This window comes from Macrococcus sp. CoH-51_TC_04 (assembly GCF_058188655.1).
The window spans coordinates 72,127-89,847 of record NZ_JBVGOY010000008.1; the positions used below are offsets into that span (position 1 = coordinate 72,127).

General features: G+C 39.4%; 16 protein-coding genes. 5 read left to right on the plus strand and 11 right to left on the minus strand.

Annotation, left to right across the window (positions count from 1 at the left end):
* Positions 1 to 3 precede the first annotated feature (3 nt).
* A complete protein-coding gene (locus ACZ2V4_RS08560; protein ID WP_241427492.1) occupies positions 4 to 1,353 on the plus strand; it encodes a TrkH family potassium uptake protein in 1,350 nt (449 codons plus the stop codon).
* An 81-nt stretch (positions 1,354 to 1,434) separates the two neighbouring features.
* Here ACZ2V4_RS08560 and ACZ2V4_RS08565 read toward each other — a convergent pair whose 3' ends face one another.
* Positions 1,435 to 2,898 (minus strand): ATP-binding protein, encoded by a 1,464-nt coding sequence (locus tag ACZ2V4_RS08565; protein WP_490514738.1) that lies wholly within the window; start codon positions 2,896 to 2,898, stop codon positions 1,435 to 1,437.
* A gap of 41 nt (positions 2,899 to 2,939) precedes the next feature.
* Here ACZ2V4_RS08565 and ACZ2V4_RS08570 point away from each other — a divergent pair, with 41 nt between their 5' ends.
* Positions 2,940 to 3,800: a bifunctional UDP-sugar hydrolase/5'-nucleotidase gene (locus ACZ2V4_RS08570; protein ID WP_283721728.1), complete on the plus strand. Its 861-nt coding sequence runs from the start codon at positions 2,940 to 2,942 to the stop codon at positions 3,798 to 3,800.
* Positions 3,801 to 3,856: 56 nt separating this feature from the next.
* Here the strand turns inward: ACZ2V4_RS08570 and ACZ2V4_RS08575 are convergent, their stop codons facing one another.
* From ACZ2V4_RS08575 to ACZ2V4_RS08585, 3 genes are all read right to left on the minus strand, one after another.
* Entirely contained in the window at positions 3,857 to 4,456 is a 600-nt protein-coding gene (locus tag ACZ2V4_RS08575; RefSeq protein WP_283721727.1) for a CPBP family glutamic-type intramembrane protease, read from the minus strand.
* 2 nt (positions 4,457 to 4,458) lie between these two features.
* Positions 4,459 to 4,641, minus strand: coding sequence for a YkvS family protein (locus tag ACZ2V4_RS08580; protein WP_041635862.1), 183 nt, complete (start codon positions 4,639 to 4,641; stop codon positions 4,459 to 4,461).
* 65 nt (positions 4,642 to 4,706) lie between these two features.
* Positions 4,707 to 5,162, minus strand: a complete 456-nt coding sequence (locus ACZ2V4_RS08585; protein WP_219494323.1) for a sigma-70 family RNA polymerase sigma factor — start codon at positions 5,160 to 5,162, stop codon at positions 4,707 to 4,709.
* A 212-nt stretch (positions 5,163 to 5,374) separates the two neighbouring features.
* On the opposite strand from ACZ2V4_RS08585, the gene ACZ2V4_RS08590 reads away from it, so the two are divergent.
* Positions 5,375 to 5,848, plus strand: coding sequence for a competence protein ComK (locus ACZ2V4_RS08590; RefSeq protein ID WP_283721726.1), 474 nt, complete (start codon positions 5,375 to 5,377; stop codon positions 5,846 to 5,848).
* Here the strand turns inward: ACZ2V4_RS08590 and ACZ2V4_RS08595 are convergent.
* From ACZ2V4_RS08595 to ACZ2V4_RS08625, 7 genes are all read right to left on the minus strand, one after another.
* Positions 5,845 to 6,396, minus strand: coding sequence for a hypothetical protein (locus tag ACZ2V4_RS08595; protein WP_490514739.1), 552 nt, complete (start codon positions 6,394 to 6,396; stop codon positions 5,845 to 5,847). The two genes, ACZ2V4_RS08590 and ACZ2V4_RS08595, sit on opposite strands and share 4 nt — an antisense overlap.
* Positions 6,357 to 7,406, minus strand: coding sequence for a M20/M25/M40 family metallo-hydrolase (locus ACZ2V4_RS08600; protein ID WP_490514740.1), 1,050 nt, complete (start codon positions 7,404 to 7,406; stop codon positions 6,357 to 6,359). Before ACZ2V4_RS08600 ends, ACZ2V4_RS08595 begins: the two co-directional genes overlap by 40 nt.
* Positions 7,407 to 7,505: 99 nt before the next feature.
* A complete protein-coding gene (locus ACZ2V4_RS08605; protein WP_283721724.1) occupies positions 7,506 to 8,489 on the minus strand; it encodes an acyltransferase family protein in 984 nt (327 codons plus the stop codon).
* A 250-nt stretch (positions 8,490 to 8,739) separates the two neighbouring features.
* Positions 8,740 to 12,339, minus strand: coding sequence for a GW dipeptide domain-containing protein (locus ACZ2V4_RS08610; RefSeq protein WP_490514741.1), 3,600 nt, complete (start codon positions 12,337 to 12,339; stop codon positions 8,740 to 8,742).
* Positions 12,340 to 12,553: 214 nt separating this feature from the next.
* Positions 12,554 to 13,024: a DUF2538 family protein gene (locus ACZ2V4_RS08615; protein ID WP_133421645.1), complete on the minus strand. Its 471-nt coding sequence runs from the start codon at positions 13,022 to 13,024 to the stop codon at positions 12,554 to 12,556.
* 11 nt (positions 13,025 to 13,035) lie between these two features.
* Positions 13,036 to 14,328 (minus strand): LCP family protein, encoded by a 1,293-nt coding sequence (locus ACZ2V4_RS08620; protein ID WP_490514742.1) that lies wholly within the window; start codon positions 14,326 to 14,328, stop codon positions 13,036 to 13,038.
* A gap of 78 nt (positions 14,329 to 14,406) precedes the next feature.
* Positions 14,407 to 15,537: a glycosyltransferase gene (locus ACZ2V4_RS08625; RefSeq protein WP_458619908.1), complete on the minus strand. Its 1,131-nt coding sequence runs from the start codon at positions 15,535 to 15,537 to the stop codon at positions 14,407 to 14,409.
* A gap of 25 nt (positions 15,538 to 15,562) precedes the next feature.
* Here ACZ2V4_RS08625 and ACZ2V4_RS08630 point away from each other — a divergent pair, with 25 nt between their 5' ends.
* Positions 15,563 to 16,606, plus strand: coding sequence for a CDP-glycerol glycerophosphotransferase family protein (locus ACZ2V4_RS08630; protein ID WP_458619909.1), 1,044 nt, complete (start codon positions 15,563 to 15,565; stop codon positions 16,604 to 16,606).
* Positions 16,537 to 17,634 carry a glycosyltransferase family 2 protein gene (locus tag ACZ2V4_RS08635; protein ID WP_490514743.1) on the plus strand — a complete coding sequence of 366 codons (1,098 nt, stop codon included), beginning with the start codon at positions 16,537 to 16,539 and terminating at the stop codon, positions 17,632 to 17,634. Before ACZ2V4_RS08630 ends, ACZ2V4_RS08635 begins: the two co-directional genes overlap by 70 nt.
* Positions 17,635 to 17,721 lie beyond the last annotated feature (87 nt).

Here is a 17,721-nt window from a genome sequence, read left to right on the forward strand (position 1 = left end):
AGAATGATGATGACGAAGCTATTGATGCGGCTTACACCACAGCAAGGTATTGTACTCTATTATCTTGTTGCAATATTTATTTCGTTCTTATTGTTGCGTATTCCGTACGTACATAAAGAAGGGATTACAATTTCATATATTGATTCGCTGTTTGTCGCAGTTTCAGGTATTAGTGTGACAGGGTTGTCCCCTGTATCCATCGTGGATACATATTCGACATTCGGACAGATGATAATTATTTTCATACTGAATCTCGGGGGTATCGGGGTTATGGCTATGGGAACGCTTCTTTGGGTCATCCTTGGTAAGAAGATTGGGATGCGCGAACGTCAGCTCATTATGGTCGATCATAATCAGTACAAGATGAGTGGCGTCGTAACATTAATTCTTGAGATTGTGAAGACGATGCTTGTAATTGAGCTGTGCGGTGCATTAATGCTAGCTTTTTATTTCTATAAGGATATGGATAGCATTACAAAGGCGCTGTTCCACGGGATGTTTGCAGCAGTATCTGCTACGACCAATGGCGGACTGGACATTACTGGAGACAGTTTAAACTCTTATGCAAATGATTACTTCGTACAGACGATAACGATGTTCCTCATTGTACTAGGAGCCATCGGATTTCCTGTACTCATCGAAGTTAAGAGTTATTTGACGAACAAGATACCGAACTTTCGTCTCAGTCTCTTTGCTAAGCTGACGATCGTCACATATATGCTGTTATTTATCCTTGGGACACTGACCATCTATGTGTTTGAATACCATCATGCCTTTAAGTCCATTTCGTGGCATAAAGCTTTATTTTATGCGATGTTCCAGTCAGCAACGACACGTAGCGCAGGACTTACGACAATCGACTTGACACAGCTGACAGATGCCACACAGTTCTTTATGTCTGGTCTGATGTTCATCGGTTCGAGTCCTAGTTCGGTAGGTGGTGGAATCAGAACGACGACATTTGCGATTCTGATACTATTTCTTATCAACTATAGCAATGGAAGAAACTCTATTAAAGTCTTCAACAAAGAGATTGACCCGATCGATATTAACCGTGCATTTGCCGTTATGGTGCTTGCGACGTTAATTTGTTTCAACGGACTGCTGCTTATATTATCATTTGAAAATGGTAAATATGGACTGCTTGAAATCTTCTTCGAGGTGATGAGTGCATTTGGTACGTGTGGGCTTTCTCTTGGCATTACTGCGGATCTGTCTAACTTGAGTAAGCTAGTCATCATGGTCTTGATGTTTATCGGACGTGTCGGATTGATCTCGTTCATTATTATGCTCGGTGGCAAGGCTGAACCAGAGAAGTTCAGATATCCGAAAGAACGTATCATGATTGGATGATCAATCGTTAAGTTAAGCAGCACATAATAATAAACACCCGAATGATAAGAAGAAATGTCTTTCTTCATATCATTCGGGTGTTTATTGTACTGTCGGGAAAGAAATAATGAATGTCGTACCTTTTTGTTTCCTTGATACCACTTCAATGAAACCGTGATGGGCATCAACGATACTTTTAGTTATCGGTAGACCGAGCCCCGTGCCGTGCAGTTTTGTCGTAAAGAAGGGGTTGAAGAGTTCTTGCTGCACGTCTTTATCCATGCCTTCCCCATTATCGATAAAGCGGATGACAGTAAATCCATTGGCATTCTCAACCGTAATCTTAAGTATTGCGGGGTCTGCATGTACCATTGCATCTTTGGCATTCTGAATCAAGTTGATCAGCGCTTGTTTGAACTGATCTTTAGAAACACTGATGAATGTCGGTTCATCTGTAAACTGTTTGACGACCATAATATTATGAATAGCCAGGTCGTAATCCAGAAAGTTTAAGATATCACGTATTATTTCTCGGACATCCACACGTTCTGTATCGACTGTTGTCGGTTTACCAAGTAACAGGAACTGGCTGACGATGAGATTGATACGTTCGAGCTCGCTTTTAACGATATGGAACTTCTGGTTATTATGTTTAGGATCGTACTCTAGTTCAAGTAACTCAACGAAGCCCTTTATTGAGGTCAGCGGGTTCTTGATTTCATGTGCAGTATTGGCAGCCAGCAACCCGATAATTTCTTTACGCTGCGTGTTGATATCTTCAAGTACCTTTTCGTTAGCACGTTTATTTCTGTAGCTGATATATAGTAGGTGTAATGTTAAGAAGATCAAAGATGCGATAAGCGTATAGATAAGCGCAGTGCTATAGACATCATAATAAATATTCCTATTTGTCGTCAGTGTGATTTCCCATGGTACTTTAAAGAACTTTTCGCTTGCAGAAATAGAATTTCTGTGTGGATTGATGGACTGGAAGATGATCTGATCATTAAAATCTTTGATAGTGACGGTCGTATCCTTCTGTAGGGAATCGATAACCGCGCCAATCGTATTCACATCGATTTCCATCGTGATGATATACTGCTGATTTAATTTGTTCACGCTTCTTGAAATGTAGAAGACCTTCTTATTAAATTCATTTTTTGTGACATTGCTAATTGAAGCGTGGTTCGAATTCGGCTGAACATTTCCCATAAAGAATGCGCGCGATTTCAATTTACTCCCGACTCTCATCTTTGAAGTTGCATGAAGAATCGTGCTCTTATCATCTAGTATATAGATGTTGATGATGCGAGGATCATTATGCTTAATCTCGTCCATCCTTTTTGTGACAGCGCTTGTATACTGAAATGCCGTCGTAAGATTATCGTTGATAGACAGGGACTCATTGATGAATGAATCAACTTGATTACTATAAATATTGATTGAGCGTCTTAGTTCATCGTTAAGCTTTTCTTTTTCTAATTCTGCAAGCGAATAAGTTATGAGTATATTCATCAGGATAAATAGTATAAAATGATAAAGTACGTACTTTTTTATATTTTTCATAGGCACTCCACAGTAATTATTTAATAAGGGCAGGGGATTTCATGAAGAAAGGAATCATTAATATACATATTATCATAACAAGCGATATATGCGGGAGAATGTTCAGTGAAAGCAATCATCCTGGATTGATAAAAGCAGCGACGTTTGTAAGAATGCGTCGTACAGGCGATGATCTGTTACTGTTGAATAATGGACAGACATTAACGGGTTCTTATGCTGCGGAATACTTTGCAGCGCATCGATCATTCAGAAGAAATCCTCAGATTACGATAATGAATGCGATGCATTATGATGCCAGCAATATCAGTATCCATGACTTTAAGCTCGGCAGAATGTACTTCAACCGCTCACAGAGTCTAAGCGATTTTCCTTTTATTTCGGTGAATATCATCAATTCACGAACGAAGGAACCTTACTATAACAAACCCTATATTATCAAGATGATTAAAGGCATCAAGATTGCAGTCATTGCGATAAGCGAGATAGGAGATGTTACAGATATCATTGAAGATATTGAAGTGGAGCACCCAGTCAATGCTATACGCACATGGATACGTTATCTGTATGATGAGGAGAATCCGGATTTCGTCATTGGCTTGCATAATGGAGATATTCAGACGATTGAAAGAGATGGCCATCTGCGTACAGAAGGACTGGATTTAATTATTACCAACAGTAATGAAAGACTACAGGACACAGAGAGAGAGATAATCTATACTTCAGGTCAAGAACACTTAACGCAAGTGGATCTGGAATTTAAGGAACGCACGAATTCCTTTGAATATATTAAAAAGGATGTCGCTCCTGTAAGTATCGATCTATACCCAAATGATCCGAATCTGATGGAGAAAGTCTATTATGACGAGAAAGAATATAGACAATATAGTGAACAAATACAATAAAAAGTCTGACCTTAAGAAATCGTATAATTTCTTAAGGTCAGACTTTTTCATTGCGATTATTGTCCATAGATGATGAGCGTAATAATTGCTGTTACTGCACCGAGAACAGGCGTTATCAGTCGTTTCGTATAAAGATAGCTGAATGATAATATGAGCTGGATGATAAATAGTATAACGACAACTTCTAGGTCGACGGCATAGCTAAACAGCAAGGCGGATAATAGACTACTGATGACACCGGCAAGTATAGGGTGCATGTAACGTGTCATATTATCCTGCAGGAGTGCACGCATGAATAGTTCATGTAATGGAACGGCAACAATCAATGTGATGATGAGCTGCCATTTATAGTACACACCCATTGCTACAAGCTCACGCAGTAGTGCAGTAAATGATAATGCGAAATTCAGCTGTAGCAGGATATGATATATCAAGACGATAATAACGCTCGTTATCAGTCCCGCACCGATTGACGTCATCAGTCGTTTCGATGTGATATTACGCTCATAGAAGATATAGCCAAGCGATGAAAAGAGCAAAAGGCCGGTATAGACATGCCAGAAGACCTGTGCTTCATCACGTAACAAAAAGAGTACCACATGCATGAAAGCATAAATCGCAAATAGTACAACAAGCGCGTGGTCAATTTTTTTCACGGCTATGCCTCGTGAATAATCTTATAGCGTTTATGGTTGATTACAGTTCTTTCTGGTATTTCAAGCTTTTCAAAGTTTTCCATGTACGTACAGTCAACGATCACAGAATTTTCATTGATTTTTTCGACCACACCTTGCAGTCCGTCATGAAATTCAATGATATCTCCAATTTTAGCAACAGTCATAGTCATCCTCCTCAAAAAAGTACTAATGAACATTATACTAGAAAAGCATGCTGATGAGTATCTTTTTATATCAATTTCTGAAGTTTCTTCTGACAGGATTTGCGATATGCTTTCAGTGAAGAGGTGCTCAAGTTCATCAGCTGTGCAATTTCTTTTTGTTTATAGCCTTCTAGTGTCAGCATGAGCCAAGTATATTCATTAGGTTTAAGTTGCTCTAAAAAGGCCTGGTATTCTACTAGAGATTCATCCATATAGGTGAAGGATTCTATTGCTTCCATCGGTGCATAACGATCCAGTTCTCGTTTCAATTTGCGAATTTCATCGATAAAGCAGAAGTTCAGCTTCGTAAAGATATACTGCTGCATATCAGGCGTTTTCGTAGGATCGTACGTATGATAAATATTCCATAATCGGATTGTGGCGAGCTGATACATATCGTCATACATATATTGCAGGCGATACTTGTGGATCAAATAATGGATGATGCGTTCGTTATCTTGTAGCAGCTGTTCAAATGACATTGAAGATTCCTATTCTCAACATCTAGATATTGTTGTGATTTCCGGATAGCTTTATGTTAAAGAAAGAAATGATAAATAGGTAATTAACAAACGCACAAAATCTGTTGAAATGTTAAAGATTTTGTTAATTTTTCGTTTAAAATGCTTAAAAATCATCCAAAAAAAAGAAGATTTTGTATAATTATGTTGTAAAACAAATAAGGAGTGCTGTTATGGAGCTGCCAATATCTATACATACAATGTATCTCTATCAATATGGAGAAGTTGAAGGTCGGACAGAGTTAAGACGTTTTAATGAACAGACGATTATCATGGACAGGCCTGCAGATCAACTGCTCGATGAAACCCTTGTGCTCTTAGGGAGTTCGCTTAAAACACGCAAATCATCTGCAAGGGTTCTGATGCGTACGAAAAAGTATATTCCGATTATGATGGAGGCGCATTTGAACTGGGCATTTTTTCAGGTTCATCAGAATAAGCAGCATTATAAAGCGTATATTAATCAGAAATATGTAACATACATAGAGGGGAGCGATGAATATACAGATATTACATTTCTAGACGGCGCGAAACTGCGTCTGCCACAGAAGGTGAAACATGTTCAGAAACAATATGAAAAGTGTATCTGTCTTGTCGATACACAGTATAAAATAATAAAACGACAATCATTGTATGATTGTCGTTAATGATGCCATAGGAATTTCTGTATCACTTTTTCGATGATATCAGGAATTTCTTCACTCACACTCTTGATATGTATGCGTTCTGAAAGCTGATGAGGATCCTTACCGAAGGCACCAATATTGATGACAGGTGCACTTAGTGCCTGCATATCGGCAAACGGTATGCTATAGTTACGACCGTATCCAGGTGTCTGATTCATATAGAAATCCGCATCTTTCATGCTTGCCTGATAGTTCGCATAGCTTAGATCTGAAATGCCATTGAAATAATGAATCTTTCTAAGCTTACGATGGTAGCATTTATCCATCTGCTTTATCGCGTATTTCGATATCTGTGTAACGAGCTTATCCTCACTTGAATTTACTGCCGGATAATAGGGTGGTGCAAAGTAGATGACGACAGTATAATCATTATGATGATGGGATGACAGTAAACCTTGAACAATCTGTTCAGTAATTTCCTGGTCAGTCTCAGCAGTAATCAATTGTTCGATATCGACATCATCTTGCTTTAGCAAATCGTGATAGGTGATGACGTTAATGTTCGGCATATCAGGCATGATGTGGGACAGGTCACGTCACGTTTAATTTCACTTACAGTACGGCGGACGATATGTTCAAACTGACTGAGCACACTTTCAGCCGTCTTTCTGAAGATAAACACATTATAATAAGCAGATGAGATAAACGGTGTCTGAACATTATAATCCTGCTTTAAGTCATGCATCTTTAAGGAAACAGGTAGCGGGGTCGTCTCTTTCTTATAATGTTCAGTGAATGCCGCATTGTATTCAATCTCCTGATTGATGCGACTGATAATATAGTTAGAACTGAGTCCTTTTAGGGGTTCACCTACATGTGTCTCCTTACCGTAGACCATCACACCAGGCATCAGCTTGCCAATGGAACCTGTATAGATATAATGTGTTTCATCGCCAGGAAGCTGGCTGAATGAAGGCTCAGAATTCGTAATCAGCTTAACATCCAGCTGCAAGGACTGAACCCATTCATTTAAGAATGTAGTTGCAGCTTTCATACCAGATGATCCAACTTCTTCGTCCGGAACAGAAACGAGGATGATATTGACCGGCCAGGCCTCTAATGTCGCTTTTTCTAATATACTCATCTGCATCATCAATCCAGACTTCATATCCATCACACCGCGACCGAACAAATAGTGGTCAGAATGCACATCTCTTTCAACATCTTCATCAAATAGCGCCTGTCCTTTGAATGCTTCGATTAACGCATCACTGTCGAAAGCGTATGCCGCTAACTGCCCGTAGTCCTGCACATCCACTGTATCGTAATGACTCATCATAATAATGGTGCGATCCGTATCATAGCTCCGATATAGCGCACAAATAGCATTCTTATGATCTGATGTTTCTACAAGCTGAATATGAGATTCCGTATGCTTAAAGTAGTCGAGCTGTTCCAGCTGCTGCTTTAAGAAGAATGGGAAACGCTGTTCTCCTTCGCTGTTTGTCACACTGTCATTCTTTACAAGTCGTTTCAATAATTCAATTCTAGCTTCCGGTGTCTGCCATAATGTGTTCATAAAAAACTCCTTAAATAAGAATTGTGAGCGTCTCTGTTGCTGTCACTTACTCTTATTATACGCATAAAAAAGAATAAAAAAATAGCAATAGAACTAAAGCTACTTTTTTAGTTCTATTACTGGTGATGTGAGCTGTTTCACTTTACGATGGCTGAAGAAGTAGACGAGAAAGATTGTCGTGAGCACCATAAACGTCAATATAGAGAAAATATGGTCATTAAAGTAGTGGTTGAGGTTCTTCGCACGGAAGATACCGACGAATAATCCGTGCAGTAAATAGATGAACATCGTCCTCGAACCGATATAAGTCAATCTGAGCTCTCTGTTCGGCACAATATTCAAGAAACTTACCGTACTGATCAATATGATCACGTACACTGCTGCGCGTTTAAGGCCACTATATATATCTGGTGTATGTGTTTCCAGTGATGCATAAGGTTTACTACCGAACAGCCAGCTGAAATCAATCTTAAAACACATATAGAAGATAAAGACAAAAAGCAATGTAATTATGGAGAATAACACATAGCGCTTATCTCTGACATGTTTAAAGTGTTCAGGCTGAGCATAATAACCGATAAGAAATAACGGCAGGAATACAAGCGTTCTGGACAGGCTTAACGTGTTGTTGATAAAGTCAAAGTAACCTGCTGCGATACCAATGAAGAACGTTATAGGCAGCACGATCTGAGGCTTAATGTCTTTAATAAAGAACAATATCAGCTGCCATGAAAATAAGCTCATCAAGAACCACATCGCCCATTGTGGATCGAAAGGGTTTAATTTAATCGTCGACACATCATCGATGACATAATAATAAACAGCATAGAAAGTCTGAAAGATGATGTAAGGGACCAGCAGTTTCTTTGTGACCTTCTTAATATAGCCAGGTTTATGAATACCTTTAGCAAAGTAACCGGAAATGAGAACGAATGCAGGCATATGAAAGCTATAGATAAACATATAAAGTGCATATAAGAACGGACTCTCATCAATGTATGAACGTAATAAATGACCAAATACAACGAGAATGATGAGGTAAAGCCGCGCATTATCGAAATAGAACTCTCTTTGTTTTGTCATGGTTTACTCCTTTCAAATGATATAGTTTGCAACGATATCTTATATTGGAATAGATTATACATTTCGTTTCTAACCAATAACTACTATAGCCGTTATTCATTCCTTTTAATCATTAAATTGCAGGACCACAAGAATTGCGTATTCTTGCTGTTCTTTTTATTGTGCGATAAAGGAATACAGCATAAAACCCGAATGATACAGAAAACACTGTATCATTCGGGTCTTGGATTGTTGCTTGTAAGCTTGAAGATTAGTATTCATGGATGACATAGTTCACTGCATCTAAACCTAATGTCTTGTACATGCTAGCGATAATCGCTGCATTCTTCGCTGCCCAGTTAATATCAGTTGCATATTGATGGGTTGCAGGATTTGCTGGATTCCACCTCATCTGATGTAATGTACGCTGACCATGATCGATATAAGCACTTCTGACATACTTTGCACCGCCGACAATCGCTTTAGACGGATTATCCCATCCTTGTGCTTTAGCATATTTAATGCCGCCGACTTCTGGGTTGTTATCATCAGCCTTTGCACCGTACATATTAAAGTACTTCGTGCCTTTTGAAGTAGTCGCAGTATTCGTGCTGTTGATACTAAGTCCATTTGCTAGCCTGCTTGAACCATGACCCGTCTCTAATATCGCATGGGCAATCAGGTAGACTTCATTGATGTTGAATTGCTGTGCTGCTTTAGCGAATGCTCGGCCTTGTCCGGCAAGTGCACCTTTACCGACAAGCAGCTTGTCTAATGTCTTTGCGTTGATGCCTTCTGATTTACCAAGGTCCAGGAACTGATATTTCATTACAGGGTCTGTTAGTTTATCTTGCGTACGCATTGCCTTTGTAACTTCAGCAGCTGTAGCGTTGCGTACATTGTATGCGCTCTTAGACGTACTGAACACAACTTTAGGTGCGCTGCCTGCATGAACTTTAGCAAGGTTCATCTGCTTTTTGACTGCAGCAGATAATGTTGTCGGTGATTTCAGCTTCGTAATGTTCTGCGTGAATAAGTCACTGGATGATACATAACCGATCTTGTTGTTATTATAGATGACCTTATGCCATAACGTACGGCCGACCTTATCCGTGCGAATCACTTGCAGTGTACCCCCTTTAACAGCAGACAGTTTATCGGTACGCTGTTTGTTCGCACCACTTGGAATATTATAGATATAGCTGGTCGGTTTCTTCACTGTATGTGCGGACTTTGTCCAGCTGACCGTAGCGGTCGGTACCGTCTTGATAAACTTGCTGCTGATCCATCCAAGTACCTTATTATTATCTGCTACCTTATAGTACGGTTCGTTGTTACGTTTCGCAGTTTCGTTTACATAGACTTGAGTATCAACAAGCTTTGTAACAGGTTTGATTGTTTTGAGGTCTTTATAGATCAACACTTGTTTCGGTGCTGTACGACCAATCAGTTTCACCGGTTTAGACTTTGTGATGACAGGGGTTCTGTCTACTGAAATTTCATGCTGTTTCAGCCAGCCACTAATATTATTTAATGTACCATAAACATAGACAGACTGATTCACCGTCATTTTCTTAGAAGGTGTAAATGATTTGCCGATGAAGGGTTTTAACTGCTTTACAACTTGTTTCATCGTACCATCTGGCATGCTGTATAACGAAGTTGCTTTGCTGTTTACTTTATATTTACCATTCATCTTAACTTCTGAAGAACGGCTTGAGACTACAGCATCATTTGCTTTCACCCAGCCACGCGGGATCTTTAGCTCATCTGTTAATGCATAGTAGGTTGCTCCGTTATACGTTGCTTTCTTATTCACATAATACGTACGGTTCGCCTTATCTGATGCATTAACACCTGACTTCTGATCAACTGAGGCGTAGATCTTAGAAGTTGGAAGTTTAACTTTAGCAACCATCTGAGCTGCAGACACCTTGATCGGCTGTGGTGCAGGCTTAACAACCGGTTTAGGGGCGTTCAGTGTCAGTTCGTTAAAGTTAATCCATCCTGTTAAATTGTTCACCGTACCGAAGTAGTAGTTCGTCTTTCCGACAGTGACTTTCTTTGTAGGTGTAAACTTCTTGCCGACATGTGATTTTAAGTTTGTAACAATTTGACTCGCTGTACCCCAAGGCGTCTTGTAGAGACTCGTTGCCTGGTTGTTAACATTAAAGTTGCCCGTAACCGTCGTTTCAGCACTGCGATTCACTGCAGTCGTATCATTTGCTTTTACCCAGCCACGTGGCGTTTTCGTTTCGTCTGTAAGCGCATAGTACGTATTGCCGTTTAATGTCGCTTTCTTATTCACATAGTAAGTGTTGCCGGCCTTTTGACCCGCACTCACACCCGTTGCACTGTCAACAGAAGCATAGACTTTCGCCTTCGTGCTGTTGACGCGCGCCATCATCTGAGCGCTTGAAGTTGTTACTGTACCCTTAACCGTCTCAGCAGGCTTTGGTGGCGTCGGTTGCACTGTAACGGGAGGCGTAGGTTTCGTACCATTTAACTTATAGTTATATTTCTCCTGTACAAGACTATAGAACTCATTAAAGGTATAGTTGTTTTCAGCGAACCAGCCAACGGGATCTGAGTGATCCGTACCGCCGAGATAGTTTGAAACGGCCTGGTGTGACCATACGGTACCTTTACCGTCGTTATGTGCATTATCAACCGGTAACTTATAGTAAATGAGATTCGTCGCCAAGTAATCTGCTAAGTTATTAACAGACTTACTGAAACGATCCTTACCATATACACGCACGAGCTCAACATTAATATTACGAGAATTCGATACACCGCCAGCTCCCCATGATAAGTAATCTGTATTCGCTGTCTCGATAATGTTATTATCATCAACGAAAGCGTGAACAAATGCGTTATTAATATTACGCGACATATATGAAATCTCGCCTTCAATCGTTGAATTTGGATTGGCGGTTTCATGAGCGACGATTCCTTCAGGCTTCGCAACACCATTACGATAGGCAATCTGTGGTGCATCCTTGAAATAACGTGTTTCATATTGAGGAACTTGATAATTATTATATTTGATATATTCATTTACTGACATGTTTGAAGGACTTTGAGCCTTTAACGTTCTGACATTTGATTTATTGGTTAAAGTACGTGCCTTGATGGACTTTGGTGCTTGCGCCTGTATGTTACTTTGTGTTGCTGAAGTCTTAAGTGTTGAAGCAGCTGTCTTAGGCGCTGTCGACTGTGTAGTAGTGTTCACAGATTTTAGAGCAGGTGCAGTCTTATTGGCTGTAGCAGCCGTTTGAGGTGCAGTCGATTGCGTAGTAGCGTTCACAGATTTTAAAGCGGTAGCCGTCTTATTGGCTGCAGCAGTCGTTTGAGGTGCAGTCGACTGCGTAGTAGCGTTCACAGATTTTAGAGCGGGTGCTGCCTGCTCTACAGTCGGTGTCGTGGGTGTAACTGAAGTGTTCACCTTAGCAACGGTCGCTCTTTGTTTCTCAGCTGTCGTATCTGCTTGAACAGCAGGTGCTTTATCTGCAGATGAAGGTGACGGAGTGGCAGTCGTCTTAGGCGCCGTTGTAGACGAAGGCGTTGTCGCAGTCGATTTAGATGTTGAAGTTGTCGCAGCTTTACCTGCTTGAGACAAGCTGTATTGAGATTTTACATCTACAGTCGCCGTCTGAGTCTTCACTGGAACAGCTTGTGCTGGTGTTGGCTGCTGTGCAGGCGATGTCGCAGTCTCTTGTACAGTCTTTGTTGCTGTTGTAGGTGTGATATCAGTCTGTGTTTTTTCAGGTGTTACTTGTGTTTGTTCAGCTGCATGCGCCACCGTTGTTCCTCCAGCAAGCATCATTAACAGTGCAGCAGGTGTTTTGTAGTAAAATTTATTATCCATGTAAGTTTCCTTTCTAATATGAACTTATTAACAATGTAATTATATACTGTCAGAAAAATTTAGTATATAAGCTTAATGATTTGTAATAATCCCTTAACATTTGCAACACCAATCTTGATGATACGGCCCTGGTCATTATCACTATATATATCGAGTAAAGAACTAAAGTTGTACATAATAAAAAGGACTTATACTGTGTATAAGTCCTAATCGTCTAAAGCGCTTCTAATCTGATGATTGCTGTGTATTGCCAGAAGAGCTTCATCGTATTAATATTCCAGTGATTCATACCCATCGCAAAGCCGGAAGGTTTGAAGATCTGAACGTCAGAAACTTCAAGCGCAGCTGCGATTAAATACTGATAATGCACATCAATTGATTTAAAGTTCTCACTTAAGTGTCCGTCATCAAATACGAAATCCAGTGGCACATCATAATCGAATATATTAAGCTGCTCAAAGATTTCAGGAATTCCTACAATATAGCAGGCGCCATCCATGAGCGGATTTTCGCTGGCATCTCCATAATAGATGAGTAATGCTTCATAGTTCTGACGGTGATAATCGTTCACGTAAAAGAAATCTTTACGCAAATTCTCTCTGTCTTTGTTCTCGATCATGATTGTTTCTAATCGATCAAAAACTTTATCAATATGCTGATACTTCTCATAAGTTTTGCGTGTCATAGGGGCCTCCCTTAATAAATATTCGTATCTATCTGTTCTTCTATAGTTGCTTCACTATTAAGATTGTTTTCTGGCACTACAGTTTCTGTAGTGTTATCTAACTCCGGTGAAGGAGATTCACTGCTGTCTGTAGTATCATCAAACTCTGGTGAAGGGGATTCGCTGCTGTCTATAGTATCATCAAGCTCCGGTGAAGGAGATTCACTGCTGTTTGTAGTATCATCAAACTCTGGTGAAGGGGATTCGCTGCTGTCGTTAGTATTTTCATAAGCATCTCGAACTTCTTCTCTGTCCAGCTCCATCAAAGGAATGAGATCATTATAAAGCGTACGTACCTGGTAGTCCAGCAGGTCATCTTCTTCAGTCATCTTAAGCTCAAGGTCTTCATGCAGTAGTTTAGAAATATCATAGACGTCTTCCATTACTGGATTATAATAATAAACACCGTTATACATATAATCCGTGCCTTGAAGCTGACGTTGTGTAAACTTTACATCATTTGAAGCATAATACTGTGCCAGCGCACTGATATCATTAAACGTTAAGTTATGCTTTGCATTGTTACCAAGAATCTCTATCAGATCGTCCAGCTTGCTGATTGAACCTGAATCTTTCGCTTTCTTAGCCAGTGCAACAATCATCTCCATCTGACGTTTACCACGACCAAGATCGGTGTCTACACTTCTGCTTCTGGCAAGGGCTAAAGCTTCATTGCCATTTAGAAGCCGGCGACCTTTCTCTATCTTAATTCTGCCTTTGTCATTCTTCGTCGGTTCGTCGATATCAAACGGCACATCGAACGTAATACCGCCAAGTTCATCCACAATGTCAACGAACGCCTGCATGTTCACTCTTACATAGTAATCTACTGGTACATTGAACTTCTGCTCCACAGCATCTGCTGAACTTTTAGGACCACCTTCAGCGTGCGCATGCGTAATCTTATCATACATCTTAACAGATGGAATGTAACTTAGTGTATCACGCGGTATACCAATCAGGCGGACTTGTTTGTCATCACGGTTAAATGTCGCGAGAATCATAGAGTCAGTACGTGCCTCGCTTATCTTCTGACCATTGTCGCGGCGCTCAGGACTGTCATCGATACCGAGGAACAGAATAGAGAAATTATCTACGGAAGGATTAACGGTCTTATCACGCAGTTGAGACTTTTCGTATGCTTTATTATAGGATGTATCGATTGCCGTCTTTGTTGAATGATATAGATAAGCACCATAAGCGACAGGGACTGCAATCAGGCTGAGTGACAATAGTATAAGCATCCATTTAAATATTCTATTCATTGTTACACTTCCTATTTTCAAATTAATAAACTATTTAATTATAAAGGCATAGAAGAGCATTTACAACTTTAGTTTATTTTAAAGTAATTGACGTCTTATTATGTTATATATCCCATCTTCAGAGAACTGAACGACTGTTGCATAGCCACCTTGTTTAAGATGCTGTCGCAACTGTGTATCATGAATAAGGGTAAGCATAGCTTCTCCGAATAACTGCGTGTTAAAGCAATCTACTACCATCGCATTATCTTCATTGAGTAATGCTTTCGGTCCGATAGGTGCATTAAAGCTCACCACGTTACAACCTGCTTGCATGGCCTCAAGAATCACCATACCAAACCCTTCAGAACGAGAGGGCACTGCTACAATCATACTTCTACGATATATAGATGCAACATCCTGTGTCATGGGGTGAATGGAGATAATATCGTCGAGATGATAATGAGTGATCATGTCATGTAATTGACTCTGTTCATGGCCCTCACCGTATATATTTACTTTAAAGTCATATTCACGTAATGAAGGCGCGATATGATAGATACTCTCTATAAACAGATCGAATCCTTTTTCGTGTTCTAAACGCCCAAGACTTGAGATGATCGGTTGTTCATCTCGATGATAAGTAGTTTCTGGGATAATATTTGGCAATGTAAACACGTTCGGATGAAATGATGAATAGATATTACGATCTTCATCCGTTAACGTTGTAATGTAATCTAAGTTAGAATATGTAGATTTTATTAAAGACTGTAAACGTTCTGGATGTGCATTAAAGTGCATATGCTCCATACCGATAGTGGTTGTACGGCTATACTGTGCAATTAATATATTATACGTTGCACGTGTTCCGACAAGAAAGTCAGTATCAACATGCTGGATAGCCTGTATGATCTTACGTTCAATATATGATGAGAACTGATTTAAACCGGGTTCATCAGGCTGAATCACTTTTGGCTTCAGCAATGGTGTGAATGTATGAATTCTGTTCATAATCATTGGCACAATGTTTAATTTATTACTATAATCAATAATACATTCAACATTTATATTTTCGTGAATCGGATAAGCAGGCGAAGTTTTACTTTTAAATACAGATAACAGTGTTACATCGTGACCTCGTGTACTTAATGTATTTGCAAGATTAATGATGGCTCTCGTTGTTCCGCCGATATAATATATATTGTGAACTAAAAATGTAAATGATTGCATGATAAACTCCTGACTGAGGTGTAGTATGAGAACATTAATCAAAGCGAGCTATATAACCCTATTAAAACTGTTAGATCGATTCATTGTTACCAGGCCGAGACCAAATCATATCGTAATAACAATGACATTTACAGAAGATCTATTACCGATAATAACGCAACTCGCTTCACAAAAAATCGATATTTCTCTATTATATCATCCGAAGTATAACGATGTTGTAAAGAAACAATTAAATTATCATAACATTAATGCGATTCCATTAAATAATAAATATGTATTTCAGCATATCAAGGCGGTGAAACGTGCGAAAGTTATACTGATCGATACGTACTATTTAATGTTCGGTGCTATTACAAAGCATAGAGATCAAGAAGTCATTCAAATATGGCATGCATCCAGTGCATTGAAACGATTCGGACTTGAAGATCGTTCTGTAGACGTATCAAACACCAAGATGGTCCAGCAATATAAAGATGTATATGACTTTACAGATAGTTATATCGTTGCGGGTGATCATATGATAGAAGTATTTAAACAATCATTGAATGCATCCAATAAGAACTTTATTAAAACCGGACTCCCAAGACTTGAATATTCAACTGCATCACAAAGTGCAGCCGATACAGTACTATTTGTTCCGACATACCGAGATTACACGTTGAAGGAAAGCGATAAACTTAAGCATGAACACGTGAAAAACCTACGCATCCGTGCACACCCTTCAGACCATAATTATGAGACGGATACCGAAATTTCGCAATTAACTTTAGATGCGTGCTTGAATCTTGCAGATATTATTATTACAGATTATAGTTCACTTGCGATAGAAGCACTGTATAAAGGAAAGCGTGTCATGCTATATGTGCCGGATGAAGCGGAATATGAAGCTTCACGCGGATTAAATCAGTACTACTATGCATTGCCACAAGAAATAAAAGCATATACAGTTGAAGCATTACAGCAGAAGCTAACGCATATTGAACGCATCGATACAGATGGATGGACAAACTATCAGACGCAGCATGCAACACAAGACATCATTCAGTATATAAAGGAGCGATTACAGTGATAACGGTCATTATACCTGTATATAACGCGGAAAATACAATAACACGTGCGCTTGATTCTGCGAGAGCAGCAGATCACATTATCTGTGTGGATGATGGCTCTACCGATCAAAGTCGCGAGCAGATTAAATTATGGCAACATCAAAATAGCAAACAAGTCATCTATATACATCAAGACAATCAAGGCGCGGCTAAAGCACGAAATAAAGGAATCATTGCAGCGACCTCAGATTACGTGATGTTTTTAGATAGTGATGATTCACTTGCTGAAGGTGTGATTGAGCATTTTAAACAACTGATACAGACACAACCAGCACATGATGTTTATGTAGGACACATACAGCATATGAAATCAAACAAATTAATTCCAATTAAAAGCCACACCTACACGTCAGGATCGACAACGTTATCTCGATCACCGGAATTGATGCAGTCAATCGGACCAGGAGCAAAGTTATACCGTAGAGATATATTATCACAGTTTGATGAGGATATTACATTCTGTGAGGAACATGCCTTTAATATTAAATGCCTGATGAATCGTGTCTTTGTAACGGATAAAGTTGTCTATTATTATCACATATCCACCGGATCCATCACTCAAAGCTATCAAAACGGCTCTGAATATATTAAAGATGCTATAAAAGCACGTCAACGTGTCTTTGATCTACTGGCAACCTCACAAAATTCACAGGAGCTTATGCAATATTATAGCTATAGAATGGACGAATTGATTGTCAGTTATTTAATCAAACACGTTTTGCGTGTTGAGCATGATGAAAAGTTTATCGATGATGTAATTCGCTATATCGAAGAAATGAGAACAAACACTTACAACAATCAGAGCCTAAATCAAATCGTGCTCTTTGTAACACTGTATGGTAATAAATCGGAGCGACAACAGCTCGAACACTATATCAAAGCACATCACCTTGAATTGAAGAACTATATTTTACATCACCCTGTTAAAGGACAATTGTTTATACTAAAAACAAGAATAAAGGACAAAATAAAGCAGCTGCGTAATTAATGCAGCTGCTCAGACTGTAGACAAAGTCTCCTTCGGAGATGAAGTTTACAGTCTTTTTTTGATAAAATATAGGTATATCATTGAACG